Origin of the sequence: Halomonas sp. (assembly GCF_052095765.1) — a bacterium.
Lineage (GTDB): Bacteria > Pseudomonadota > Gammaproteobacteria > Pseudomonadales > Halomonadaceae > Halomonas.
Genome location: NZ_JBQDJZ010000151.1, coordinates 1 through 2,823 on the forward strand (window position 1 = coordinate 1; position 2,823 = coordinate 2,823).

The 2,823-nt window shown below is 54.7% G+C and carries 3 protein-coding genes and 1 pseudogene; all 4 read right to left on the minus strand.

The features are described 5' to 3' along the window. Positions 1-251 (minus strand): annotated as a pseudogene (locus ACTH3D_RS12930) (RraA family protein); the annotation flags it as partial. 69 nt (positions 252-320) lie between these two features. Beyond that, entirely contained in the window at positions 321-1,625 is a 1,305-nt protein-coding gene (locus ACTH3D_RS12935) for a TRAP transporter large permease (RefSeq protein ID WP_441667552.1), read from the minus strand. A 3-nt stretch (positions 1,626-1,628) separates the two neighbouring features. Then, positions 1,629-2,198 carry a TRAP transporter small permease gene (locus tag ACTH3D_RS12940; protein WP_441667554.1) on the minus strand — a complete coding sequence of 190 codons (570 nt, stop codon included), beginning with the start codon at positions 2,196-2,198 and terminating at the stop codon, positions 1,629-1,631. A gap of 10 nt (positions 2,199-2,208) precedes the next feature. Then, the coding region (locus ACTH3D_RS12945; RefSeq protein ID WP_441667555.1) for a TRAP transporter substrate-binding protein at positions 2,209-2,823 on the minus strand (615 nt) is incomplete at its 5' end.

Here is a 2,823-nt window from a genome sequence, read left to right on the forward strand (position 1 = left end):
TGACGATGGACAATCAGCACATCTCTTGGGCGTACCAGGCGCATCAGGTGGTTAAGCAGAGTGCCATCTTCTGGCGGTAGCGAGATGGTAACGGCGGTGCCGACAATGCGCACCTTGGGCAGCATACTGGCAATCGCCGGCTCGACGAAGCCGTGGGTGTGGAAGTGGCCGATAGTGGCTGTCTCGCACTGCATGAGCTGTTTCAGCAGTTCGGGTGCGACCTGTGCTGGCATGTCATTGAGTTGGTACATGTTGGACTCTTGGTGTTATCTGGGTGGTGCCAATGGATACAAACTGCTCAGAGACCAGGTCTCGGAAAATCAGATTAAACTGGGCAGGAAGGTTATCAACCACGGTGCCCAATAGAGGACCACCATCGCGAGCAAGAAGCAGATAACGATCGGCCAAGCCGCGGCGAAGATGGTTTGCATTGGGGTTGCAGGGGCGGCGCCTTTTACTGCAAATAGGTTATAGCCGAAGGGGGGAGTGAGGCTGCCTACTGAAATGTTTATTAGGAACAGCGTCCAGAACCACACCGGATCAAAGCCATACAGCTTGACCAGTGGCGCGTAGATCGGAATAACCACCATCATGAAAGCAATTTGATCGATAAACATGCAGGCGACTAGAGGGATCAGCATTAGGATGAGCAGCATCCACACGGGATCAAGGTCGAGGCCTGTCACGCTGCTAACCAGGCCGCTGGTTGCACCGGTGAAGCTTAGAAGCTGAGAAAATAGTTTCGAGCACGCCAAGATCAGGATGATCATAGTGCTGACTTTTAGCGAAGACATGACGGCTTCGCCAGCCATTTTGAACGAGAACTTGCGGTAGTAAGCAGCAACTAATAGCGACCCTAGCACGCCCGTGGCGGCGGACTCGGATGGCGTCGCGATGCCTAGCAGAATCAGCCCGAGAACGGCAAATATGATGATGCTGAACGGCAGCATATTGAGTAGCGCACGGCGTTTTTGTTCAGCACTACCACCGCCGCTTTCATCGATAGGTGGAGCACGGCGCGGATCCATCTTAATACGCACTTTTACGTAGATGATGAACAGTGTGGATAGCAGGATACCAGGAAGAATGCCGGCGATCAGCAGGCGTGCGATAGACACATCGACCATTGAGCCGATAATGATTACTAAAAGACTTGGCGGGATGATCGGCGCTAAGCTCGCGCCTCCCAGTATTAGGCCGATGGAGAGTTTGCTGTCATAGCCACGTTCTTGCATGGTCGGTAGCGCTGAGCGGCTGAGCATGGCGGTAACCGCAAGCGCAGAGCCGGATAACGCACCAAACAGGGTTGAGAGAGCAACAACGAAGAAATAGAGGCGACCTTTCATACGGCCCATCAGGGCATCGAGGGAGTCGAAGATTACATCAATGGATCCGGAACGAAACAATAGCTCTCCCATCAGCACGAACAGCGCGATGGTGGTCAATGTTTCTGACGTCATGCTGTCGTAGATACTGTTGGCGAACAGGCCGAAACCAGCTGCACCCATTAACCAAAGAGTGCCGAGCACGTTGATGGTTAGGAAGGCAGCGAAGACAGGAATACCGAAGGCAAAGAGGCCCATCAGCAAGGCGATAGCAAGGCCCAGAGAGTAATACCATTCCATGACTCAGCGTCCTTTGTTGTCGTCGGTTACAGAGACCGAGGATGAGGCGGCATGTGTGCCGTCTTTCGGCGCTGATGGCTCAGGCGCTACAGGTGTTGTTGCATGGCTGCAAGCGTGACGCAGAAAATACAACGCCGCATTGATCAGCGCGTAGGCGATGAAGAAGGAGACCCAGTATTTAGGGATGTCGAGGCCCATTGCCGTGGTGGTGTGGTTGTCGAGCTGGCGTAGGCTCTCTTGCAGACAGATCCAACCAGCGACAGCGCAGACACTGGCAGTGAGCAGTGCTAGTAGGCGGTCATAGGCTGCACGTGCGGCAGGGCTAAGACGTTCTGGCAGCACGGTGATGGCGATATGACCATGGGTCCGTGCCAGTTCCGGTGTTGCCAGCGAAATCGAGAGGCACAAAAGATAAGCTACCATCGCGCTGGACCACAAGGTGGGTGAATTGAAGAAGTAGCGCGCTATGACTTCCAGCCAGAAGCACAGGACGATACCACACAGGGTGATACCGCCCAGAAGGAAGCCTGCCCGCGTCACGCCGTCATGTACACGTGAAAGCAGGGTTAGCATAGTGAATTCCTTACTCGCTAACGGTGGTCATGTTTTTCTCGATCGCCAGCTTGCGCATAGCGTTTACTGCATCTGGGGTTTTGTCTATGCCTAACTGCCAGATGCCATCAGTGACGAGCGCATCGAGACGATCCGCATCTTCAGGTGCGAACTCGGTGGCTTGCATGCCAGCTTCGTCTAGCGCACTCCACTCTTCGACTGCCAGCTCATCCAGTACTGGGATGATCTCGGTTTCTAACCGACGACCTTCGTCAAGCAGCACTTTTTGTTGTTGCGGCTCCAGACTGTTGAAAGCGCTCAGGTTCATCAGTACGAAGTTATATGTCTGACCGAAGGTCGGCTTCGAGTAGTACCCGGCGACCTCCTGCCAGCCCATGTCATTGACGCCATTCAGGCCCCATGCTGCGCCGTCGATCACGCCTCGGTCCATCGCGGAGTAGACATCGCTACTCGACATCAGCACCGGTGTACCGCCAAGCCCCTTGGTGACATTGGTGTAGGTGGGGCTGCCACGTAGGCGACGACCTTCCAAACCCGGCGTACCAGTGATTGGCTCTTTCAGCACATACTGGAAACCGTGGCTGCCTAGCGGCGGAATAGCGATTAGCTTGAGGCCTAGGTCGTT

Coding starts and splice junctions, on each gene's coding strand:
- ACTH3D_RS12935 (WP_441667552.1), bottom strand. CDS start 1,625: ATGGAATGGTATTACTCTCTGGGCCTTGCTATCGCCTTGCTGATGGGC.
- ACTH3D_RS12940 (WP_441667554.1), bottom strand. CDS start 2,198: ATGCTAACCCTGCTTTCACGTGTACATGACGGCGTGACGCGGGCAGGC.